At 68.8% G+C, this 22,222-nt stretch carries 19 protein-coding genes and 1 pseudogene; 9 read left to right on the top strand and 11 right to left on the bottom strand.

The features are described from left to right. Positions 1-98 precede the first annotated feature (98 nt). Together fabI and fabG are read right to left on the bottom strand one after the other, a co-directional pair. Entirely contained in the window at positions 99-866 is a 768-nt protein-coding gene (gene fabI, locus ACIRU3_RS15075) for an enoyl-ACP reductase FabI (protein WP_359070075.1), read from the bottom strand. 5 nt (positions 867-871) lie between these two features. Then, complete coding sequence (gene fabG, locus ACIRU3_RS15070) at positions 872-1,576, bottom strand: 3-oxoacyl-[acyl-carrier-protein] reductase (RefSeq protein WP_359070074.1); 705 nt, start codon at positions 1,574-1,576, stop codon at positions 872-874. Between the two features lie 248 nt (positions 1,577-1,824). On the opposite strand from fabG, the gene ACIRU3_RS15065 reads away from it, so the two are divergent. Beyond that, entirely contained in the window at positions 1,825-3,351 is a 1,527-nt protein-coding gene (locus tag ACIRU3_RS15065; RefSeq protein ID WP_404056176.1) for a TldD/PmbA family protein, read from the top strand. A 60-nt stretch (positions 3,352-3,411) separates the two neighbouring features. Here ACIRU3_RS15065 and ACIRU3_RS15060 read toward each other — a convergent pair whose 3' ends face one another. From ACIRU3_RS15060 to ACIRU3_RS15040, 5 genes are all read right to left on the bottom strand, one after another. Further along, a complete protein-coding gene (locus ACIRU3_RS15060; RefSeq protein ID WP_404056174.1) occupies positions 3,412-4,659 on the bottom strand; it encodes a tyrosine-type recombinase/integrase in 1,248 nt (415 codons plus the stop codon). A 47-nt stretch (positions 4,660-4,706) separates the two neighbouring features. Continuing rightward, complete coding sequence (locus ACIRU3_RS15055; RefSeq protein WP_404056172.1) at positions 4,707-4,868, bottom strand: helix-turn-helix domain-containing protein; 162 nt, start codon at positions 4,866-4,868, stop codon at positions 4,707-4,709. A gap of 20 nt (positions 4,869-4,888) precedes the next feature. Then, on the bottom strand, positions 4,889-6,346 hold the full coding sequence (locus tag ACIRU3_RS15050) for a replication initiator (protein ID WP_404056170.1): 1,458 nt from the start codon (positions 6,344-6,346) through the stop codon (positions 4,889-4,891). Positions 6,347-7,440: 1,094 nt separating this feature from the next. Beyond that, entirely contained in the window at positions 7,441-7,722 is a 282-nt protein-coding gene (locus ACIRU3_RS15045; protein WP_404056168.1) for a hypothetical protein, read from the bottom strand. A 363-nt stretch (positions 7,723-8,085) separates the two neighbouring features. Then, a complete protein-coding gene (locus ACIRU3_RS15040; RefSeq protein WP_404056166.1) occupies positions 8,086-9,267 on the bottom strand; it encodes a helix-turn-helix domain-containing protein in 1,182 nt (393 codons plus the stop codon). Positions 9,268-9,607: 340 nt separating this feature from the next. Here ACIRU3_RS15040 and ACIRU3_RS15035 point away from each other — a divergent pair. From ACIRU3_RS15035 to tyrS, 3 genes and pseudogenes are all read left to right on the top strand, one after another. Then, positions 9,608-9,874, top strand: a pseudogene (locus ACIRU3_RS15035) (metallopeptidase TldD-related protein); the annotation flags it as partial. After that, entirely contained in the window at positions 9,871-11,274 is a 1,404-nt protein-coding gene (locus ACIRU3_RS15030; RefSeq protein ID WP_404056164.1) for a metallopeptidase TldD-related protein, read from the top strand. The pseudogene ACIRU3_RS15035 and the gene ACIRU3_RS15030, both read left to right, overlap by 4 nt. A 56-nt stretch (positions 11,275-11,330) precedes the next feature. Then, a complete protein-coding gene (gene tyrS / locus ACIRU3_RS15025; RefSeq protein WP_404056162.1) occupies positions 11,331-12,599 on the top strand; it encodes a tyrosine--tRNA ligase in 1,269 nt (422 codons plus the stop codon). A gap of 54 nt (positions 12,600-12,653) precedes the next feature. Here tyrS and ACIRU3_RS15020 read toward each other — a convergent pair whose 3' ends face one another. Further along, the gene (locus tag ACIRU3_RS15020; RefSeq protein ID WP_404056160.1) at positions 12,654-12,932 is read right to left on the bottom strand and encodes a GlsB/YeaQ/YmgE family stress response membrane protein; all 279 of its coding nucleotides are present in this window, start codon (positions 12,930-12,932) and stop codon (positions 12,654-12,656) included. Positions 12,933-13,175: 243 nt separating this feature from the next. Between ACIRU3_RS15020 and ACIRU3_RS15015 the strand changes: the two genes are divergently transcribed. Next, entirely contained in the window at positions 13,176-13,559 is a 384-nt protein-coding gene (locus ACIRU3_RS15015) for a DUF3099 domain-containing protein (protein WP_404056159.1), read from the top strand. A 234-nt stretch (positions 13,560-13,793) separates the two neighbouring features. Then, positions 13,794-14,009 (top strand): hypothetical protein, encoded by a 216-nt coding sequence (locus ACIRU3_RS15010; RefSeq protein WP_404056157.1) that lies wholly within the window; start codon positions 13,794-13,796, stop codon positions 14,007-14,009. Between the two features lie 207 nt (positions 14,010-14,216). On the opposite strand, the gene moaA is transcribed toward ACIRU3_RS15010, so the two are convergent. From moaA to ACIRU3_RS14995, 3 genes are all read right to left on the bottom strand, one after another. Next, positions 14,217-15,206, bottom strand: coding sequence for a GTP 3',8-cyclase MoaA (moaA, locus tag ACIRU3_RS15005; RefSeq protein WP_404056156.1), 990 nt, complete (start codon positions 15,204-15,206; stop codon positions 14,217-14,219). A gap of 155 nt (positions 15,207-15,361) precedes the next feature. Then, entirely contained in the window at positions 15,362-16,987 is a 1,626-nt protein-coding gene (locus tag ACIRU3_RS15000) for a cation acetate symporter (RefSeq protein WP_404056154.1), read from the bottom strand. Next, on the bottom strand, positions 16,984-17,340 hold the full coding sequence (locus ACIRU3_RS14995) for a DUF485 domain-containing protein (protein ID WP_404056152.1): 357 nt from the start codon (positions 17,338-17,340) through the stop codon (positions 16,984-16,986). Before ACIRU3_RS14995 ends, ACIRU3_RS15000 begins: the two co-directional genes overlap by 4 nt. A gap of 282 nt (positions 17,341-17,622) precedes the next feature. Between ACIRU3_RS14995 and ACIRU3_RS14990 the strand changes: the two genes are divergently transcribed. The 3 genes from ACIRU3_RS14990 to ACIRU3_RS14980 all read left to right on the top strand — a co-directional run bounded on the left by ACIRU3_RS14990 (position 17,623) and on the right by ACIRU3_RS14980 (position 22,218). After that, complete coding sequence (locus ACIRU3_RS14990) at positions 17,623-19,149, top strand: S8 family peptidase (RefSeq protein ID WP_404056150.1); 1,527 nt, start codon at positions 17,623-17,625, stop codon at positions 19,147-19,149. A 64-nt stretch (positions 19,150-19,213) separates the two neighbouring features. Continuing rightward, complete coding sequence (locus ACIRU3_RS14985; RefSeq protein ID WP_404056148.1) at positions 19,214-20,740, top strand: S8 family peptidase; 1,527 nt, start codon at positions 19,214-19,216, stop codon at positions 20,738-20,740. 101 nt (positions 20,741-20,841) lie between these two features. Beyond that, positions 20,842-22,218, top strand: coding sequence for a CoA transferase (locus ACIRU3_RS14980; protein ID WP_404056146.1), 1,377 nt, complete (start codon positions 20,842-20,844; stop codon positions 22,216-22,218). Positions 22,219-22,222 lie beyond the last annotated feature (4 nt).

The raw sequence follows: 22,222 nt of genomic DNA, 5'->3' as shown, positions 1-22,222 counted from the left end.
CGCCGTCGGCACCCGCCCCCGCCCGGCCGGGTACGCCGAACGAGTGACGCCCCGCTCCCGCACAGTGCGGGGAACGGGGCGCCGACGTCAGACGGGGGTCACGCACCGATGGCGTGCAGACCGCCGTCCACGTGGATGATCTCGCCGGTGGTCTTCGGGAACCAGTCGCTCAGCAGGGCGACGACACCCTTGCCGGCCGGCTCCGGGTCCTTGAGGTCCCACTCCAGCGGGGAGCGGCTGTCCCACACGGAGGCCAGCTCGCCGAAGCCCGGGATGGACTTGGCGGCCATGGAGCCGATCGGGCCCGCCGAGACCAGGTTGCAGCGGATGTTCTGCTTGCCCAGGTCGCGCGCCATGTAGCGGCTGGTGGCCTCCAGGGCGGCCTTGGCGGGGCCCATCCAGTCGTACTGCGGCCAGGCGAAGGAGGCGTCGAAGGTGAGACCGACGACCGAGCCGCCGTTCTGCATCAGCGGCAGGCAGGCCATGGTCAGCGACTTCAGGGAGAACGCCGAGACGTGCATGGCGGTGGAGACCGACTCGAACGGCGTGTTGAGGAAGTTGCCGCCGAGCGCGTCCTGCGGGGCGAAGCCGATGGAGTGGACGATGCCGTCGAGGCCGCCCAGCTCCTCGCCGACCACGTCGGCCAGGCGGGCGAGGTGCTCGTCGTTGGTGACGTCCAGCTCGATGACCTTGGTCGGCTTCGGCAGCTTCTTGGCGATGCGCTCGGTCAGCGTGGGCCGCGGGAAGGCGGTCAGGATGATCTCGGCGCCCTGCTCCTGGGCGAGCTTGGCGACGTGGAAGGCGATGGAGGACTCCATCAGCACACCCGTGATCAGGATGCGCTTGCCCTCGAGGATTCCGCTCATGGTGATCAGTGACCCATTCCCAGTCCGCCGTCAACGGGGATGACGGCTCCAGTGATGTACGAAGCGTCGTCCGAGGCGAGGAACCGCACCGTCGCGGCGATCTCCTCCGGCTGCGCATAACGACCGAGCGGGACCTGCGACACGATGCCGGCGCGCTGCTCGTCGCTGAGCACCTTGGTCATGTCGGTGTCGACGAAGCCGGGCGCGACGACGTTGAAAGTGATGTTGCGCGACCCCAGCTCACGGGCGAGGGAGCGCGCGAAGCCGACCAGGGCGGCCTTGGAGGCGGCGTAGTTCGCCTGCCCCGCCGAGCCGAGCAGGCCGACCACGGAGGAGATCAGGACGACGCGGCCCTTCTTGGCCCGCAGCATGCCGCGGTTGGCGCGCTTGACGACCCGGAAGGTGCCGGTGAGGTTGGTGTCTATGACCGAGGTGAAGTCCTCCTCGGACATGCGCATCAGGAGCTGGTCCTTGGTGACGCCGGCGTTGGCGACGAGGACCTCGACCGGACCGTGCTGGTCCTCGATCTCCTTGTAGGCCTGCTCCACCTGCTCGGCGTCGGTGATGTCGCACTTGACGGCGAGGAAGCCGGCCGGCGGCTCACCCGAGCGATATGTGATCGCGACCTTGTCGCCGGCGTCGGCGAATGCGCGGGCGATGGCGAGGCCGATGCCCCGGTTTCCTCCGGTGACGAGAACCGAGCGGCTCAACGGATCACCCTTTCGATAGCGGTGTGATGCGGTCGGACAACCCGCCCGAACACCTGGATGGCAGGCGGCTTCATCGAAAACCTATCGGTAGCGCCCCTTCCGCGGGCAAGCGGGCACCGACAGTGGCGCGTCGGCGTCGCTGTCGGGTCCCTACAGAAACGGCCCGCACCGAACCGAAAGATGTGGTCCGCCGGGCCCCTCCCGCGACATGATCGGATCCGACAGGCCACGACAGCAGGGAGACCTCCGTGCCTCATTCCATCGACGAAGCCTTCACGGCGCTTCCGCTAAGGGCCCTGGCCGACGCCGCGCTGGCACGTGCACGTGCGCTCGGGGCCGAGCACGCGGACTTCCGGTTCGAGCGGGTGCGCAGCGCGTCCTGGCGGCTCAGGGACGCCCGGCCCGCGGGATCGTCGGACACCACCGACCTCGGGTACGCGGTCCGGGTCGTGCACGGTGGTACGTGGGGTTTCGCGTCCGGCGTGGATCTGACCCTGGACGCGGCCGCCAAGGTCGCCTCGCAGGCGGTGGCGATGGCGAAGCTGTCCGCGCAGGTGATCAGGGCGGCGGGGTCCGACGAGCATGTGGAGCTGGCCGGCGAGCCGGTGCACGGAGAGAGGACGTGGGTCTCGTCGTACGAGATCGATCCGTTCTCGGTGCCCGACGAGGAGAAGGCCGGGCTGCTGGCACAGTGGAGCAGGCGGCTCCTGGCGGCGAACGGCGTGAACCACGTGGACGCCTCGCTGCTCACCGTGCACGAGAACAAGTTCTACGCCGACACCGCGGGCACGGTCACCACCCAGCAGCGGGTGCGGCTGTATCCGCAGCTGACGGCCGTGTCGGTGGACGAGTCGAGCGGTGAGTTCGACTCGATGCGGACCATCGCGCCGCCCGTCGGGCGCGGCTGGGAGTACCTGACCGGGACCGGCTGGGACTGGGACAGCGAGCTGGAGCAGATCCCGGAGCTGCTCGCCGAGAAGATGCGGGCGCCGAGCGTGGAGCCGGGCCCGTACGACCTGGTGGTCGACCCGTCCAACCTGTGGCTGACCATCCACGAGTCCATCGGGCACGCCACCGAACTGGACCGGGCGCTCGGCTACGAGGCCGCCTACGCCGGCACCTCCTTCGCCACCTTCGACCAGCTGGGCAAGCTGAAGTACGGCTCCGAGCTGATGAACGTCACCGGTGACCGCACCGCCGAGCACGGCCTGGCGACCATCGGGTACGACGACGAGGGCGTCGAGGCGCAGTCCTGGGACCTGGTGAAGGACGGCACGCTCGTCGGCTACCAGCTGGACCGCAGGATCGCCAAGCTGACCGGTTTCGAGCGGTCCAACGGGTGCGCGTTCGCCGACTCCCCCGGGCATGTGCCGGTGCAGCGCATGGCCAACGTGTCGCTGCGGCCGGATCCCGCCGGGCTGTCCACCGAGGACCTGATCGGGGGCGTCGACCGGGGCATCTACGTTGTGGGCGACCGGTCCTGGTCGATCGACATGCAGAGGTACAACTTCCAATTTACGGGTCAGAGGGCATACATGATCCGGAACGGCCGCCTTGAAGGGCAAGTCAAGGACTTTGCATATCAGGGGGTCACTCCTCAGTTCTGGGGCTCCATGGAAGCAGTCGGAGGCCCCCAGACCTACGTACTAGGAGGGGCCTTTAACTGCGGAAAGGCCCAACCCGGGCAGGTTGCCGCCGTGTCCCACGGATGCCCGTCCGCAATGTTTCGGAGTGTGAATATCCTGAACACTGCGAACGAGTCCGGCCGCGACTGAGAAGGCGACCGTTCCGGCTCGAAGTCTGCACCAGGCCGACACGCGATCACAGTGAACCACTTACGCCACGTCGTCCCAGTCCTCGATGTCATCCTCCGTGGGCGTCAGCGAGGGCGGGACGATGAGGCCCTTGAAAGGCTCCAGCTTCAGCCCCAGACGGTTGTGCATCGTGCGGGCACCCCGGTCCATGGCGCGGCGGACGAGGTGCCCGTAGACCAGCTCAGTCGTCCTGGTGGTCCGGTGCCCAACCCACGCCGCGACCTCGAACAGCGGAATCTGAGCGTGGATGGCCTCCGAGACGAAGAAGTGCCGGAAGCTCTTCGGGGTGTACTGCGGAGTCCCGGCCACCTTGGCCGCCGCCTTGAACTGATCCAGGAACCAGTCATACGACGGGTGGCGATCATTCAGCCGGGGAGACTCGAAGAACCAGCCGCGATCTCCCCATGTCCCGAAGGCGTCGATGTGATCGTTGAAGATCTCGTTGATTGAGTCGGGAACCGGAGTCTTCCGCGCCTGTTCGAAGACGCGATGCTTCGTACCCCGCTTCACGCCGCGCCGGTAACCAGAGATTTCCTGGCAGCCGTAGGCCGAGACTTGGTGGTCCACGGCGAGGATGCTGCGCTCCCATTCCATGGACTCATCGGAGAGCGCCAGGGACTCCCCCGGACGCGTCCCGCAACCCGCCATGGCCCAGAAGCCAGCCCGGATCAGCTTCGGAGTCTCCGCGATGATCCCCAGAACCTCTTCCATGGTCGGGATGTCTTCGTCGGTGACCGGGGTTACTTGCTGCCCCGAGCGCCGACGGGGATTCGCCTTCTTGCACGGATTGCGGCCGATGATCTCAGCTGCTACCGCATAGTTGAAGACAGATGAGAGGACGTTCTTACGTCCGTTGATTCCGGTTTCCTTGTAGCCGCGCTCCTTCTGGTCCGCCTCCCATTCCAGAATGGTTGTCGGCGCGATACTCCCGATGGGCTTGTTCCCGAAGAACGGCCCGTAGTGGTTGTCGTAGACGCTCTGGTAATTCCTTTTTGAGGACTCTTCCAGAGTTCCCGCCTCAACCCACTCATGCCAGACCTGTTGGAACGTCCGCTGTCCCGCCTTGGGGTTGATATAGGTCCCCAAGTCCTTGTCCCGCTCGACCTTGACCGCGAACGCTTCCGCGTCTTCGAGCTTCTTGAAGGACACCTGTCGCGGCTTGCCCGCCCTGCCCCCGGGCTCCCGGTACGTCACCCGGTACGGCTTGTGAGGGCAGGTGGGCTTCTTGCGCCGAGGGCAGGAGCAGTCTTCCTTCTTGATGGTCGCCACGCTTGTTGACCCTCCGCATGTTGATTGGTTAGTGACTGAGCGTCAGCCTAGCCTTGCCGCATGCGGTCCTCAACCCAGTTGTGGAGATCGCGAGTTCGGAACCGGACATGTTTGCCGACCTTCAGGTACGGGATGCCCCAGCGCCGGTACGAGTCCATGAGGACCCGCTTCGTCACGCCAAGCTCCGAGGCCGCCTCGTCCGGCGTCATGAGCAGGTTGCTGCCACCCCTCACAGCTTCCACCCCAGACCCTCGTCCTCTATCGCTTCCCGAGCGAGTTGGCGGCTCATGACGTGGTCTTCAGCGATTCCGGCAGCGACCAGGGCGGCGCCGGCGGTGTAGCCGGAGCCGACGTAGCGCCAGTTCGAGTCCGTGATGACGGCAGGATTGTCAGTCGGCCCTGTATCCCCCCGCCGGTATTCGGCCCGTTCCTCGCGAAGGGCCGTGTACGTGGTGGAGTAGCGGCGGGATTTGGTGAGGATGTGGCCCCGGTAGCCGAGCGTGTGAGCAGAGGAGCGCAGCCGGAGGTGTTCAAGTTCCGGCAGGCCGCCCAGGCGCCAGCACGTAGCCATCAAGGCCCGCGCGTGCGTCGTGACCACGGCCGCATGGATGTCGCCCAGGCTGGTGACGCGGTAGTCCAGTCCGGCGCCGGTTTCGGCCGTTCCCTTGGAGACGTACTTGGCCACGTAGGCAGCGACCGCGTCATCGGTGGGTCCCTCGTCGTCGGCGAAGGACCAGATCGGCCGTACGGCCAACTGTTCGCCGAAGACGAGGAGTTCGGTTCCGTAGGCGTCCGATTCCGGGACGCGCACGTTCGCCGATGCGGCAGCCGTGTGTACGGCGTCAGTGAGCAGTTCGGCCGTGGCCCAGTCGGGGGAAGGGTCGCCGGGACCGGCCGGACCATCCAGGCGCACCACCCCGTGGAAGTGGATGGCTGCCCGCTTCTGGTACTCGGCGACCTTGGCGAAGGACACCACCAGATGGTCACGGAGCTTCGAGCGCGGGATCCCTGCGGCGGAGGCTAGGTGCCGCCGTGCAGCGGTGGTGAACCGATCCCAGAGGCGCCCGGCGTGCGCGTGCCACAGCACATGGGCCACGTGGTCGTAGCAGTGCGGGCACAGCGGACAGCCCAGCGCCGCGTCATCCTCGGCGTGCACCAGGCCGCAGCCGACCGGAAGCCCGTGTTCGCACTCTCCGCCGTCCCGGCGCGGTCGGCATCGCTCACCGTCCAGGAAGCGATGGACCGACCCGAATGAGGGCGCCGTCAGCGTGACGAACAAACGGGGCTGATCGCGCACTACATCGGGCACGTTCTTGCCACCGGACAGTCCCGCACGGATCAGCTGATAGGTGTCGCCTGCATGCAGGTAGGAGCACGGTTGACAGACCGACGACCGGCGGTTACGGCAGCGCACAGCCAGCCGCTCACCCGGCTCCCCGGCAGTCGAATAGGAAGAGATCAGCTCACCCGTCAGCGCATCCCGCGTGACCGTAGAGCCAGACAGATAGATCGGATGGGCACAACCCCCAATGGCCCCGATCTGCTCCAGCCAGCGCGGAAACAGGGGGTCGTTGGCCAAGCGGATGATGTCCCGATCGGCATCGGAGAGCATCCGCAAACGCTTTTCACGTTCCAGCTGAGCGGAGCGAATATTCGGAGTGGTCACCTCGCGCGAGGCGTTAAACACAGAGCACCTCCAAAACGGATGGACAGGGAGGAGCGCGAGCAGAGATGTAGGCGTGAGTCATGTATGAAATCTCCTTGGCTTTGAATTGGCTTTAATAGATGCAGCGTCAGAAATGAGAGCGTATGTCGAGGCAGCGTGAGAGAGAACGAAGACAGAGAAGGCAGAAGAAGGCTGAAGGCGTGATATCTGCTGAAGAAAGTCTGTGTCTATGTCTGTGTCTGAGATTCGCTGAAAGAAGGCTCGTCGCTCGAACGCCCATGATCCCAGAGGCACCCGGGGGCCGCCATCGAATTACCGCCGCAGGCAGACCACTTGCGGCACCGCCGGAGAGAACCCATGGGGACCGTACCGAGTTGCCTGGGGAGCTTGGTCAGCAGGTTGCGCCCCGGACCATGCGCGCGCCGGGAAGCGGGAGCGGGCAGCGGTGCAGGGCAGGTGTCGGAATCTGTCTTCACTTCCTCCAGGCGCGCCTTCGGCGCGCCGCCGGGGCGGCTTGCCGCACCCCGGCCCGGCATGCGGCCTTCGGCCGGTCCGGTCCGGGGCGCCACCGCCCCGGCGCACACCAGGCGACCCCGAAGACGTACGCCAGACCCAGCACGCCCCACCTTGCCCGCCCCGATCCCGAGGACTGTGGCCCGAGACTCACGGCCTCCAGCAGCTCAGCCACCACCCCGGACCACGACACCCCCACCGGCCAGCCCCAGACGCCCCATCCCGCGCGATAGCGGGAAGCTCGACCCCACCCGAGCCGCCGGAGCCGGGTTCCTTCTCTCGGGCTGGGGCCGACGGCCTACGAGGCTTTTAGGCAGCCACCATGGGGCGAGCCTCTAACAACAGGGGGCCGATCGGGCTATTGCGGGCAGGTCCCAAGGACTGCCCGATCCGCTGGCGAGCGTAAGGCCCCCTGTTCACTCGCCCCATGGCAGCTCCCGCCCAAAAGCCTCTACGGCCGGCGGCGTGCCCACAGCGCGCCATCACGGCATCACACGCTCAAACAGCAGAGAACCCCGCCCGTGACCCACCGGGGGGGAAGGTCACAGGCGGGGCAACCGACACGCTGAACCTCTATTCGCCGTCATTCAGCGCGCCGGGGTCTACACCTCGCGAGTCACGCGGGCGAGATCGGCCACGACACGGCCGTCCGGCGCCGCCTGGACGTGCGCAGGTGACGCCATCAGATGCGCCGCTACCTTCTGCACCACGTCAGCGTTCCACGTCCCCACGGCCACCATCGGACGGCCGTCCGGCGCTACGCGCGGAGCCAGCCAGCCAAGGTCCCGGCTCGGAATCCCGATGGCCAGCAGTGCCTGCCGCAGCGCCTCATGCGCGTCAGTAGCGGCCTTTTTGCTGCTCTTATAGACCTCCATCGGAATCACTGCCCCGTCTCCTTCGGCGCGCAAGCCGTGTGCCAGTAGGCCACGACCGGAGACGAGTCCCGGCGAGCCAGCATCCCCCGACGACAACTCTCAAGGCTCTTGATCAGCTTCCCGCACGCCGGGCAGATCTCACCAGCGGGGGCGTAGGTCGTGTATTCCCACTGCCGCGCATCGCTGGCCACGGCTCCCTGTCGGAGCCTGCAGAGTCTGGTTGTAGCTTCGGGCACTGTCGTCCTCCTACCAGTCGGCGGCCACGTCCCCGAGCCGTGGGCTTTGAGTCGCCGTGCCAATGACGCTACGTAGTGACACGAACACGCCTCAATGGCACTTTTGCGCGGCGCCAGCAGGAAGTGCCACACAGGGTCAGACGGGCACCCCGATCGCGTCAGCAAGGTCCCGCATCTCAGGCGTCAGCGTGCGCCTTCGTGCGATCACCCGACCGAAGATGTCCCGCGCGTACCGCTGGTTCGGCAGCCACTGCGGAGCGTCCGCGCGAATGCCCTGCAAGACCTCAACCGTCTTCGCGTAGTCGCGCGAGCGGGCATGCGCCTCCGCTACATCCAGCAGGTGACGGTTTCGATTGTTGGAGGTGGGCCGCATGCCGCCGGTAGGGATGCGCGCCGAGAGCTTGAGCACGAGATCCGGCTTGTCCACGATCATGGCGTTCTCAGCCCGCTTCAGCGCCACCGTGACTGGCCCAAACGCTTGCAAGAAGTCGTCGCGCGGAGCGAACTCCCGCCCCATGGCGACCGCCGCCGAATTGGCGTAGCGCAAGGCGTCCTCGGCCTCTCCGGACCGGTTGTCGCGGATCGCAGCAGCGGAAGTCCTCAGCAGCAGCCAGCCCCACGCGCTCAGCTCCGCCGGAGTCGCCCTGGAAATGCGAGGCTCCACCTCATCCGCCCACCGCGTTGCCAGCTCTCGTGCCTCAGCCAGCCGACCGCGCCGCAGCAAGAGCCAGCACTGTGTACTCACCGTCGCAGCCGCCTGAAGCCGATCCGAAGACTCCTCCAGCGACCGGGACAGCGAGATGTCGGCCGCCTCGAACTGCCGAGTCTGAGTGAGCAGCCAGCCAGTCAGCTGTGAGAGCCGGACGCGTACGGCCCGCCCCTCCGGGCCGCTCTCGGCGACGAGATCAGCGTCCCGCAACAAGGGCGGAAGGATCACGCTCAGCTCTGCGAAACGATCACCAGAGAAGAGCGGCAGGGCCGATTCCACGGCGTCGCGCACGCCATCGACAGTCGGCTCTTCGGTCGGCCCAGTCGCCCGCACCGGAGCCACGAGCGCACGCCGGACAGGCTCCCAACGATCATCAGCCCCAGGCGCGGCCTCCGGCTCGTCTTCGTGATCAGCGATGAGGTTCGTCGTTGGTACACGCAGGGTCTGCGCCAGTCGGCGCGCAGTCTCCAGGCGCGTGTCAGCCCGCTCCCCTTGTTCCAGCTTCCGGATCAAGGACAAGGACACGCCGGACTCAATAGCCAGCTGACGCTGCGTCAGTCCGCGGCGCTTGCGCACTTCCTGAAGCCGCTTGCCAATCTCGGCGCTCATGATTCGAGCGTACGGCGCACGACGCCCATCCGTACGGCCTTCCCCGCTCATCACTCCCCCAGCGAGCACGCCCGTACGGCTGGAGAGAGCCTCAGGTCAGGGCGATATTCGCATCCCAGCCCGTGGGGCGGTGGGTAGTCTCTGATCCGATCTAGAGCCAAGCCTCCAGGACCCGCGTCGGACTGCCCGAAGCGGGGTGTGGAGGTCGACACCAAGTCATCACCAGACCCCGTACAGTCCGGTTTCACCCCGTATGAACAGGGATTGAGGGCAAACCTTGCGTAGCCGCCTGACCTGCACAAACGCCGTTCAGAGACGTATGCCCCCTGACCCTGCGGTGAACTTCCAATTTACGGGGCAGCGCTTCTTCAAGATCGAGAACGGCCGGATCACCGGGCAGCTGAAGGACGTCGCCTACCAGGCCACGACCACCGACTTCTGGGGGTCGATGGCGGCCGTGGGCGGTCCGCAGACCTATGTCCTGGGAGGCGCCTTCAACTGCGGCAAGGCCCAGCCGGGCCAGGTCGCCGCCGTGTCCCACGGGTGCCCCTCCGCCCTCTTCAAGGGCGTCAACATTCTGAACACCACGCAGGAGGCCGGTCGATGAGTGCGCCCACCAACAAGGCGAACAAGCCGCACGAGGTCGTCGAGCGGGCGCTCGCGCTGTCCCGGGCCGACGGCTGTGTCGTCATCGCCGACGAGCACTCCACCGCCAATCTGCGCTGGGCCGGCAACGCGCTCACCACCAACGGTGTCACCCGCGGCCGTAGCCTCACGGTGATCGCCACCGTGGACGGGCAGGAGGGCACCGCATCCGGTGTCGTCTCGCGGTCCGCCGTGACCGCCGGGGAACTGGAGCCGCTGGTGCGGGCCGCCGAGGCCGCGGCACGCGGAGCCGGGCCCGCCGAGGACGCCCAGCCGCTGGTCACCGGGGTCCCCCAGTCCCCGGACTTCACGGACGCGCCCGCCGAGACCTCCTCCGCCGTCTTCGCGGACTTCGCCCCCGCGCTCGGCGAGGCCTTCGCCCGCGCGCGTGCCGGCGGCCGTGAGCTGTACGGATTCGCCAACCACGAGCTGGTGTCGACGTACGTGGGCACGTCCACGGGACTGCGCCTCAGGCACGACCAGCCGACCGGCACGCTGGAGCTGAACGCCAAGTCCCCGGACCGCACCCGCTCGGCATGGGCGGGCCGGTCCACGCGGGACTTCAAGGACGTCGACCCGGGCGCGCTGGACGCCGAACTGGCCGTACGGCTCGGCTGGGCCGAGCGGCGCGTGGAGCTGCCCGCGGGCCGGTACGAGACCCTGCTGCCGCCGACCGCGGTCGCGGACCTGCTGATCTACCAGCTGTGGTCGGCCTCGGGCCGGGACGCGGCCGAGGGCCGGACGGTGTTCTCCAGGCCGGGCGGCGGCACCCGCGTCGGCGAGAAGCTGACCGAGCTGCCGCTGACCCTGCGCAGCGACCCGAACGAGCCGGGCCTTGAGTGCGCGCCCTTCGTGGTGGCCCACTCCTCCGGCGGCGACCAGTCCGTGTTCGACAACGGGCTGCCGGTGCGTCCCACCGAGTGGGTCGACGAGGGCGTGCTGAAGCGCCTGACCACCACCCGGCACAGCGCGGGCCTGACCGGGCTGCCGGTCTCCCCGACGCTCGGCAACCTGGTCCTGGACGGCGGGCGGGACCGCTCCCTGGAGGACATGGTCGCGGCCACCGAACGCGGGCTCCTGCTGACCTGCCTGTGGTACATCCGCGAGGTCGACCCGGCGACGCTGCTGCTCACCGGCCTGACCCGGGACGGCGTCTACCTCGTGGAGAACGGGGAGGTGACCGGACAGGTGAACAACTTCCGGTTCAACGAGTCGCCGGTCGACCTGCTCGGCCGGGCCGCGGAGGCGGGGCGCACCGAGAAGACACTGCCTCGCGAGTGGAGCGACTGGTTCACCCGGGCCGCGATGCCCACGCTGCGGATCCCCGATTTCAATATGAGCTCTGTCAGTCAGGGCGTATAACCTCGTAGTCGGCTGTCACCCGACTGCCCCAGGATCACCGAGGAGACACGAGAACCGTGACGGACATCGTCGACGAGCTGAAGTGGCGTGGGCTGTTCGCCCTGTCCACCGACGAAGACGCACTGCGCAAGGCGCTCGCGGACGGTCCCGTCACGTTCTATTGCGGCTTCGACCCGACGGCGCCGTCGCTGCACGTGGGGCATCTGGTGCAGGTGCTCACCGTGCGCCGGCTCCAGCAGGCCGGGCACCGGCCGCTGGCGCTGGTCGGCGGTGCGACGGGCCTGATCGGTGACCCGCGGCCCACCGCCGAGCGCACGCTGAACGACCCGGAGACGGTGGCCGGCTGGGTCGGCAAGCTGCGCGGCCAGATCGAGCCGTTCCTGTCCTTCGAGGGCGAGAACGCGGCCGTCATGGTGAACAACCTCGACTGGACCGCGGGCCTGTCCGCGATCGAGTTCCTGCGGGACATCGGCAAGCACTTCCGCGTCAACAAGATGCTGACGAAGGACTCGGTGGCCCGCCGCCTGGAGTCCGACCAGGGCATCAGCTACACGGAGTTCAGCTACCAGATCCTGCAGGGCATGGACTTCCTGCAGCTGTACCGGCGGTACGGCTGCACGCTCCAGCAGGGCGGCAGCGACCAGTGGGGCAACCTCACGGCCGGCCTCGACCTGATCCATCGGCTGGAGCCGGACGCCGAGGTGCACGCCCTGGCCACCCCGCTGATGACCAAGGCGGACGGCACCAAGTTCGGCAAGACCGAGGGCGGCGCCGTCTGGCTCGACCCGGAGATGACGACGCCGTACGCGTTCTACCAGTTCTGGCTGAACGTGGACGACCGCGACATCTCGAAGTACATGCGGATCCTGTCCTTCAAGTCTCGCGAGGAACTGGAGGAGCTGGAGCGGCAGACCGAGGAGCGTCCGCAGGCGCGTGCCGCGCAGCGCGCGCTCGCCGAGGAGCTGACGACGCTCGTGCACGGCGCCGGCCAGACGGCCGCCGTGATCGCCGCCTCCAAGGCTCTGTTCGGCCAGGGCGAGCTGACGGAGCTGGACGACCGGACGCTGGCGGCGGCGCTGTCCGAGGTGCCGCACATCCAGGTCGCCGAGCTCGGCCCGGTGGTCGACCTGTTCGCCGAAGTCGGCCTGGTGGCCAGCAAGTCGGCCGCGCGCCGGACGGTCAAGGAGGGCGGTGCCTACGTGAACAACGGGAAGGTCACCGCCGAGGACGCTGTCCCGGCGAAGGAGGACCTGCTGCACGGACGGTGGCTGGTGCTGCGCCGGGGCAAGAAGAACCTGGCGGCCGTCGAGGTCACCGGCGCGTAGAAAAGGCCGAAGGGCGGTCCCCGATGCGGGGGCCGCCCTTTGCCGCGTCTGCCGTCAGACCTGCTGTTTCTTCTTGCCCAGTGTCGCCATGTAGAGCATGTCCACGAGGAATACGATGATGATCGCGGCGACGAGCTGGAAGGCGTGACGGCTCCAGTCGATGCCGCGGGTCTCCGCGACGCCGAAAGCGCCGGCGATGGCGTTGCCGGCGATGGCGCCCAGCATGCCGCAGATGGTGGTCAGCCAGAGGGGGCTGTGCTGCTTGCCCGGGATGAGCGCCTTCGCGATGAGGCCCAGCACGAATCCCACGATGATCGCCCACAACCAGCCCATGGCTGCCTCCTAGTACGGCTCGACGTGAGCATTACGGTCAGTCTCGGTCCGTCCGCCGTACGGCGCATGTCGGGTACACCCGTACGCGGCACGGCCGAAGACGTTCGCGCGGGCGGGAGGCGACCCGGTCTCGTGGGCGGTGGAGGTGCGGCGTAACGTGGAGGTGTCCTGGTCCGGTTCCCCGTCGGGCGCGGACGCAGGTGCGGGCCGGGAGAGTCCGATGCGGGCGGATGGTGGAATGTGATGCGGAAACAGCACGGCGGCAGCGTCCAGGTGTTCCGGATCACCGGTGCCCGGACCGGCCTGGCCGAGGACATCCGGGGCCGGCAGCGTCGGTACATCATCTCGATGACGGTCCGCACCGCTTCGGTGATCCTCGCTGCGACGCTGTGGAACGTCGAGCGCCATGTCGCCGTCGTGGCGCTGGTGCTCGGTGCGCTCCTCCCCTATGTCGCCGTGGTGATCGCGAACGCGGGCCGGGAGCGGCCGCCCTCTCTTCCGTCGACCTTCGTCGCCGCCCCGACACGGCCGATGATCGCGCCGCCGCGCGCGGAGAAGGAAACCGGGCGGACTGGTTCCGTTCCGGAGGACGGGGGCGGCGGATCCGACGGCGGGAGCGCGCGGTGAGCGGCCCGAAAGGGCGTGACCACGGGGGACGCGGAGGCCAGGGGTGTGGACGCCGCGTCAAGCTCAAGAAAAGCTCAGATCAATCGTGCAGTTCCAGTGCCGGGCGAAGGGTGACCCGTGACATACTGCGTACGCGCTCCGCATCCCCCGTCGGAGCGACAGACCGACGCCGGGCAGCTCCCCCCGTGGCTGCTCGGCGTCGCCTTGTTTGCACCCGTTCTGTGAGACGAACCTGTGAGTGACACGCCTATCTGTTCCGCCAAGGGCTGCCGTGCCGATGCCGTGTGGGTGCTGGCGTGGAACAACCCGAAGCTTCACACGCCGGAGCGGCGGAAGACATGGCTCGCCTGCGAGGAGCATCGCGAGCATCTCTCGCAGTTCCTCGGGGTCCGGGGCTTCCTGAAGGACGTGGTGAAGTTCGAGGACTGGGAAGCGCCCGAGGCGTCCTGATCCGCCGGTCAGGCCGGCTCCAGGCAACGGTGCCCCATCAGCACAGGTGAGCGGGGCCTGGGGCGTCCAGCTGCAAGGCGGAGGAGGGCGTCGACGCGGAGCGTCGGCAACCGACGACAACGCCGCGGGGGGTACCCCCACGCCCTTGAGGCAGTGGGGGAGGGCGCCCCAGGCCCCGCGATTCCGGCATGATCCGCCGGACAGTCCCTAACCGCCGATCGCCGACATCGGGCGGTCCGGCTGCACGAACGAGGGATCGTCCAGGCCCGCACCCGCCTTCTTCCCCCACATCGCCAGGCGCCAGATGCGGGCGATCTCCTCGTCGGGGGCGTCGGAGCGCAGCGCGGCCCGCAGGTCCGTCTCCTCCGTGGCGAACAGGCACGTTCGTATCTGACCGTCGGCGGTGAGCCGGGTACGGTCGCAGGCCGCGCAGAACGGGCGGGTGACCGAGGCGATCACGCCGACCCGCTGCGGACCGCCGTTCACCAGCCAGCGCTCCGCCGGTGCCGAGCCGCGCTCGTCCGCGCCCTCGGGGGTGAGGTCGAAGCGGGTGCGCAGGGAGGCCAGGATGTCCCCGGCGGTGACCATGCCATCGCGCTTCCAGCCGTGCTGGGCATCGAGGGGCATCTGCTCGATGAAACGCAGCTCGTACTCGTGCTCCAGCGCCCAGGCCAGCAGGTCCGGGGCCTCGTCACTGTTGAGGCCCGGCATCAGGACCGAGTTGACCTTGACCGGGGTGAGGCCGGCGTCGCGGGCGGCGTCGAGGCCCTCCAGGACGTCCTTGTGGCGGTCGCGCCGGGTGAGAGTCTTGAAGACGTCCGGGCGGAGGGTGTCCAGGGAGACGTTGACCCGGTCCAGGCCCGCCGCCTTCAGGGCGGACGCGGTGCGCTTGAGGCCGATGCCGTTCGTGGTGAGGGACATCTGCGGGCGGGGGGCGAGAGCCGCGACGCGCTCGACGATGCCGACCAGGCCGGGGCGCAGCAGGGGCTCGCCGCCCGTGAAGCGGACCTCCTCGATGCCGAGCAGGCGGACCGCGATGTCGACCAGGCGGACGATCTCGTCGTCCGTGAGCAGGTCGGGCTTGGCCAGCCACTGCAGGCCCTCCTCGGGCATGCAGTAGGTACAGCGCAGATTGCACCGGTCGGTCAGCGAGACCCTCAGGTCGGTGGCCACTCGGCCGTAGGTGTCGATGAGCACGTGGGCCCCCTCCCTCGATCCGGAGTACAAATCTTCCGTCACCTGCGAGCCTACGTGACAGCACTGTCATCGACAGCGGCCCGATCTTACGAGGTGGGACGCGGCCGCGTCGTAGGACCGTACAGTCCTGGACGACGCGGCCGTCCGTGCGAACCTCAGTGGGCTCCGGTCCCGGTCAGGGACCTCACCTCCAGCTCCGCGTACTTGCCGGCGTCCGGCACCTCCTTCGACAGCAGGGTGCCCACGGCACCCAGCAGGAAGCCGACGGGGATCGAGATGATGCCCGGGTTCTCCAGCGGGAACCAGTGGAAGTCGACCTCGGGGAACATCGAGGTCGGCTTGCCGGAGACCACCGGGGAGAACAGCACCAGACCGACCGCGGTGACCAGGCCGCCGTAGATCGACCACAGGGCGCCCGAGGTGGTGAACCGCCTCCAGAACAGGCTGTAGAGGATGGTCGGCAGGTTGGCGGAGGCGGCGACCGCGAAGGCGAGGGCGACCAGTCCGGCCACGTTCAGGTCGCGGGAGAGAGCGCCCAGGAGGATCGAGACCGCGCCGATGCCGACGGTCGCGTAGCGGGCCGCGTTGATCTCCTGCTTCTCGGTGGCCTGCCCCTTCTTGATGACGTTGGCGTAGATGTCGTGGGCGAAGGAGGAGGACGAGGCCAGGGTCAGGCCCGCGACGACCGCGAGGATCGTGGCGAAGGCGACCGCGGAGATGGTCGCCAGCAGGATCGCGCCCCAGGTGGAGTCCACTCCACCGAGATGGAGGGCGAGCAGGGGTGCCGCGGTGTTGCCGGCCTTGTTGGAGGCGATGATCTCGTCCGGTTTGATCAGCGCGGCCGCGCCGAAGCCGAGGGCGAGGGTCATCAGGTAGAAGGCGCCGATCAGACCGATTGCCCAGATCACGGACTTGCGGGCGGCCTTGGCGGTCGGGACCGTGTAGAAGCGGATCAGGATGTGGGGCAGGCCGGCGGTGCCGAGGACCAGGGCGATGCCGAGCGAGATGAAGTCCAGCTTGGTGGTGCCGGTGGCGCCGTACTTCAGGCCGGGCTCGAGGAACGCGGAGCCCTTGCCGCTGCTGTCGGCGGCCTTGCCGAGCAGGTCCGAGATGTTGAAGTTGAACTTCAGCAGGACCAGGAAGGTCAGCAGCAGGGCGCCCACGATCAGCAGCACCGCCTTGACCATCTGGACCCAGGTGGTGCCCTTCATGCCGCCGATCGTCACGTACACGATCATCAGCACGCCGACCAGGGCGACGATGCCGATCTTGCCGGCGTCGCTGGTGATGCCCAGGAGCAGGGAGACCAGGACGCCCGCGCCGGCCATCTGGGCGAGCAGGTAGAAGATCGAGACGACGATCGTGGACGTGCCGGCGGCCGTACGGACGGGCCGCTGCCGCATCCGGTAGGCCAGGACGTCGCCCATCGTGTAGCGGCCGGAGTTGCGCAGCGGTTCGGCGACCAGGAGCAGGGCGACGAGCCAGGCGACGAGGAAGCCGATGGAGTAGAGGAAACCGTCGTAGCCGAAGAGGGCGATGGCGCCGGCGATGCCGAGGAAGGACGCGGCGGACATGTAGTCGCCGGAGACGGCGAGGCCGTTCTGGAAGCCGGTGAACTGGCGGCCGCCGGCGTAGAAGTCGGCGGCGTCCTTGGTCTGCCGGCCCGCCCAGACGGTGATGACGAGGGTGGCGGCGACGAACACCGAGAACAGGGTGATGATCAGCGGCCGGTGCTGGCTCGCCTCGCCGGCGGCCAGCAGGGTGTGCTGCGCGGGGGTCATGCGCCGCCCTCCATCCGGGTCTTGATGGCTTCGGCCTTGGGGTCGAGCTTGGCCGCGGCGTGCCGCGCGTACCACCAGGCGATGAGGAACGTGGTGAGGAACTGGGCGAGGCCCAGGACGAGGGCCACGTTGATGTTGCCGGCCACCTTGGTGCCCATGAAGTCGCCCGCGTAGTTGGAGAGCAGGACGTACAGCAGGTACCAGGCGATGAAGGCGACGGTCAGGGGGAAGGCGAAGGAGCGGTAGGAGCGGCGCAGTTCACCGAACTCCGCGCTCTGCTGCTCCTCGACGAACTCCTCGGTGGAGGGAAGGGAGGCCTGGGGCCTCGCGGGGGGCGGTGTCTCGGTAGCCACGGAGTCTCCTCGCGTCACGGACATGCGCTTTCTGACCTCACAGGACGGGGATCACATTACCGGGAGTCACTGATCGACTCCCAAGTGTCATCCCGGCGGGCCACGATCCTGATGGGCCCTTCGTCCACGGTCACGGCGCCACGCACGCAGTGGTTCAAGTACGCCTGGCTCTTTCGGAGATCAGTCTGTGGAGATAGCTTCGCCCTGCACCACCCGTCATGTACCTGCCCGAGCACCACCTGTGTCTCGGGCGGTTTTGTATCCGGATGATGTGGAGATCCCATGGCTCATCTGCGCTCCAGACGCCGGCTCGCGCTCGCCGTGCCGGTCGTGCTGTCGCTGACCGCCTCGCTCGGTTTTCTGCCGACGGCGGCCTCGGCGGCGGTCCCGGCGGCCACGACGGCGCGGGCGGCGGACGGTGTCGACCTCGCTTATGTCGTCAACACCAGGACGGACCACCGCACGATCGCTTCGGTGCGACAGGCGATCACCCGCAACGGCGGTACCGTCGTGGAGAGTTACGACCGGATCGGCGTGATCGTCGCACACTCCGCGAATCCCGACTTCGGCCGGCTGATGCGTGCCGTACGCGGTGTGCAGTCGGCGGGTGCCACGCGTACCGCTCCGCTGACCGCGGCCGGGACGACGGACGAGGGCGGGGTGCAGGTCCTGTCGAAGACGGAGGCCGCGAAGATCGCCAGGAGCGCGGCAGCGGGCCAGGAGCCCCTCGAGGCGGACCAGTGGGATCTGCGGGCGATCGGCGCCGACAAGGCCGCGAAGATCAACCCGGGCAGCAGGAGCGTGACCGTCGGGGTGATCGACACCGGCGTAGACGACACCCACCCGGACATCGCCCCGAACTTCTCCGCGTCGCAGTCGGCGAACTGTGTGAGCGGCAGGGCGGACACGACGTACGGCGCCTGGCGGCCGGTGGATGCCGACCACTACCACGGCACGCATGTGGCGGGCGAGATAGCCGCGGCCCGCAACGGGACGGGCGTGGCGGGTGTGGCACCCGGAGTGAAGGTCGCGAGCATCACCGTGGCCCAGCCGGACGCGAACTCGCTGTTCTACCCCGAAAGCGTGGTCTGCGCCTTCGTGTTCGCGGCCGACCACGGCATCGAGGTCACCAACAACAGCTACTACGTTGATCCGTGGCTGTACAACTGCATGGACGATCCCGATCAACGTGCCATCGTTGACGCGGTCAACAGGGCCCAGCTGTACGCACAGCGCAAGGGCACGCTCAATGTGGCCTCGGCCGGCAACTCCAACGACGACCTCGACTCGCACGCCCTGGTGGACGACTCCAGCCCCGACGACGCCACCCCCGTGCCCCGGACGGTCGACCCGCACGAGTGCTTCGACGTGCCGACCCAGCTGCCCGGCGTGGTGACCGTGAGCGCGGTGGGCGTCAAGGGCGCCAAGTCGTACTACTCCAGCTACGGCAGGGGCGTCGTGGACGTGGCGGGGCCGGGCGGCGACAAGTACCAGATCCCGGACACACCGTCGAAGGACGGCCGCATCCTGTCCACGCTGCCGAACGACCAGTACGGCTTCCTGCAGGGCACGTCGATGGCGTCCCCGCACGTGGCCGCGGTGGCCGCGCTGCTGAAGTCGGCCCACCGGCACGCCTCCCCCGCCCAGCTGCAGGCCCTCCTGAAGGCCCAGGCGGACAACCCGGGCTGCCCGACCGAACCCTACGACGGGAACGGCGACGGGGTCGTGGACGCGACCTGCGTCGGCGGCCGGCACGTCAACGGCTTCTACGGCTTCGGGGTCGTCGACGCGCTGCGCGCGGTCCGGTAGACGCCCTCGGCACGGCTTCCCGCACGACCCGCTCGTACCGCGAACGAACTGGAGAGACAGACACATGACAGCGCCCCAGTCGCGCTACCGCCGTGCCATGGCGATCCCGGTCGGGATGGCCATGGCCACGGCCCTCGCGTTCCTGCCCGACGTCACGGCGTCCGCGGCCGACGCCACGAGCACCACGAGCACGGCGGCCACCGACGGTCCCTCGCTCAGCTATGTCGTCAACGTCCGCCCCGGACACGGCGTTCCGGCCCATGTACGGAAGGCCGTCGCCGAGGCCGGCGGCTCGGTGGTGACCACGTACGACCGGATCGGCGTGATCGTCGTCCACTCCTCGAACCCGGACTTCGCCAAGCAGATCCGCACGGTGCGCGGGGTCGACTCGGCCGGTGCCACGCGCAACGCTCCGCTGCCCGCCCAGTCCACCACCGACGTCGGCACGCCGAAGGTGCTGAGCGCCGAGGAGGTCGCCGACGCGAAGGCGGCCGACGGGCAGGATCCGCTGGAGCCGCTCCAGTGGGACCTGCCGGCCATCAAGGCGGACAAGGCGCACGAGAAGACCCTGGGCAGCCCGAAGGTGACGGTCGCCGTCATCGACACGGGCGTCGACGACACCCACCCGGACATCGCGCCCAACTTCGACCGTGACGCCTCCGCGAACTGTGTGTCGGGCAAGCCGGACACGACGGACGGAGCCTGGCGGCCGAGCGCGTCGGAGAGCCCGCACGGCACGCATGTGGCGGGCGAGATCGCGGCCGCGAAGAACGGCGTGGGCGTCACGGGTGTGGCACCGGGCGTCAAAGTGGCGGGCATCAAGGTCGCCAACCCGGACGGGTACTTCTACACGGAGGCCGTGGTCTGCGGCTTCATGTGGGCGGCCGAGCACCACGTCGACGTGACCAACAACAGCTATTACACCGACCCGTGGTACTTCAACTGCTCGACCGACCCTGACCAGAAGGCCCTCGTCGACGCCATCACCCGGGCTTCGCGGTACGCGGAGAAGAAGGGCACGGTCAACGTCGCGGCGGCGGGCAACGAGAGTTACGACCTCGCGTCCGACTCGATCACCGACCCGGTCTCCCCGAACGACGGCACCCCGTCGGACCGGGTGATCGACCCGCACGAGTGCTACGACATCCCGACCCAGCTGCCGGGTGTGGTGACCGTGGCGGCGACCGGGGCGAAGGGCCTGAAGTCGTCCTTCTCCAACTACGGCCGCGGGGTGATCGACATCGCCGCTCCCGGCGGCGACTCGACGGCCTACCAGAAGCCGGAGCCCCCGGCGACCAGCGGTCTCATCCTGGGCCCGCTGCCGGGTGGCAAGTGGGGCTACATGGCCGGCACGTCGATGGCGACGCCGCATGTCGTCGGCGTTGCCGCATTGATCAAGTCAACCCATCCGCACGCCCCCGCCGCCCTGGTGAAGGCTCTGCTGTACGCCGAGGCGAACGCCACGCCGTGCACGGATCCGTACGACATCGACGGGGACGGCAAGGTCGACGCGGTGTGCGAGGGCTCGAAGAACTACAACGGTTTCCACGGCTGGGGCATGGCTGACGCGCTGGCCGCGGTGACCAACTAGACGGGCAGCGGTGTCTACGTGGACGGGTGGGCGTGTCCACATAGACAGGTGGAGACGCATTCCTCCGTATATTGATTCAATCAATACTGCATAGTGCAGTCATGACTGCAATCAAGTACGCATGGTCGGCCCTGGGCGGCGATCCCGTCCTGGCCGAACGAGTCACCCCCGTGCTGCGGGAGGGCGTGCTTGCGGCACGCCTTCCCGTCCGGCAGCTGGCGCGCGCGTGCGTCGGCGCGTGCGCGCTGGCCGGCGCCGAACTGGCGGCTCGGCGGGCCGGGCTAGACGAGGTGCCGGCGGTCGGGGTGGACGACGGTGCGGTCGCCGCCGCCTTCCACAGTGAGCGGCTGCTGCGGGTCGACGGGCGCGCACCGGTCGCCTTCGCGCCGCTGTCGCGGTTCTGGCGGACGGCCGACGGCTGGGTGCGCACCCACGCCAACTACCCGCACCACCGCGCCCGGTTGCTCCGCGCGCTGGGCCTGCCGGCGGACGCCCCGGTCGCGGAGGTGGCCGCCCTGATCGCCGAACGCACCGCCCTGGAAGTGGAGGAGACGGTGTACGGCGGCGGCGGTCTCGCCGTGGCCCTGCGCTCCCCGAAGGAGTGGTCGGCGCACGAGCAGGCCGCCGTGCTGGCCGCCCGCCCCCTGGTCGAACGCGAGCGACTCGGCTCGGCACGCGCGCGCGTGCTCCCGCCGCTCGATCCGGCCGCCGCTCCCCTGCTGCCCGCCGCCGGTCTCCGAATCCTCGACCTGACCCGGGTGCTGGCCGGGCCGGTCGCCACCCGGACGCTGGCCCTGCTCGGCGCGGACGTACTGCGCGTGGACGCCCCGCAGCTGCCCGAACTCGCCGACCAGCACGCCGACACGGGCATCGGGAAGCGGTCGGCGACCCTCGGCCTCGGCACCGACCGGGACACCTTCGAGGAGCTGCTGGCCTCGGCGGACGTCGTGGTCACCGGCTACCGGCCGGGTGCCCTGGACCGGTTCGGGATCTCTCCGCAGGCGCTGGCCGAGCGGCGGCCGGGGCTGGTCGTGGCGCAGGTGTCGGCGTGGGGCGCGTACGGCCCCTGGGGCGGGCGGCGCGGCTTCGACAGCCTCGTGCAGGTCGCGACCGGCATCGCGGTGACCGAGGGCTCGGCGCAAGAGCCCGGCGCGCTGCCCGCCCAGGCACTGGACCACGGCACCGGGTATCTGCTGGCGGGGGCCGTGCTGCGGGCGCTGACCGAGCAGTCGTACGACGGAGGCGGCCGGCTCGTCCGGCTGGCGCTCGCCCGGACCGCGCTCTGGCTGACCGACGGGATCCGGCCAGGCCCGGCCGAGGGCGGTGCGTCGTACGAGGGGCCCGACGCCTGGCTGGCCGAGCGGGACAGCCTCCTCGGCCGGCTGCGGTACGCCCTGCCTCCGGTGTCCTTCGCGGGCGGGCCCGCCGACTGGGCCCAGCCTCCGGTGCCGTGGGGTTCGGACCCGGCCTCCTGGTGATGAG

Origin of the sequence: Streptomyces sp. NPDC101151, assembly GCF_044768335.1 — a bacterium.
GTDB lineage: Bacteria > Actinomycetota > Actinomycetes > Streptomycetales > Streptomycetaceae > Streptomyces.
The sequence above is the reverse complement of the archived record's forward strand: the minus strand, read 5'-3'. Positions and strand labels throughout refer to the sequence as shown.